The following is a 496-nucleotide window of genomic DNA, read 5'->3' on the forward strand; positions in this document are numbered from 1 at the left end:
CCTGGAGGCCGAGCGCCTGAAGCGCAAGGGCCTGCCGGCCCTGCACTGGCGCAACGAGCTGATCTGGTGGTACGCCATCAGCGCCCTCTTCCTGCTCGGCTTCAGCCTGGCCTTCGGCTGGCTGGGAGCGATCTTCTTCCTCGGCCAGTCGGTGATGGCCTTCACCCTGCTGGAGATCGTCAACTACGTCGAGCACTACGGCCTGCATCGGCGGCGCCTGGACAACGGCCGCTACGAACGCACCACGCCGGAACACTCGTGGAACAGCAATTTCCTCCTGACCAACCTGTTCCTTTTCCACCTGCAGCGCCATTCCGACCACCATGCCTACGCCAAGCGCCGCTACCAGGTGCTGCGCCACTACGACAGCAGCCCGCAACTGCCCAACGGCTATGCCGGGATGATCGTCCTCGCCCTGTTCCCACCGCTCTGGCGCGCGGTGATGGACCCGAAGGTGCGCGCGTACTATGCCGGCGAGGAATACCAGCTTACCGAC

At 64.9% G+C, this 496-nt stretch carries 1 pseudogene; it reads left to right on the forward strand.

Annotated elements, in window-relative coordinates:
• Window positions 1–496 (forward strand): annotated as a pseudogene (gene alkB2, locus FJV41_RS55520) (alkane 1-monooxygenase AlkB2); the annotation flags it as partial.

Origin of the sequence: Myxococcus llanfairpwllgwyngyllgogerychwyrndrobwllllantysiliogogogochensis, from assembly GCF_006636215.1 — a bacterium.
Taxonomy (GTDB): domain Bacteria; phylum Myxococcota; class Myxococcia; order Myxococcales; family Myxococcaceae; genus Myxococcus; species Myxococcus llanfairpwllgwyngyllgogerychwyrndrobwllllantysiliogogogochensis.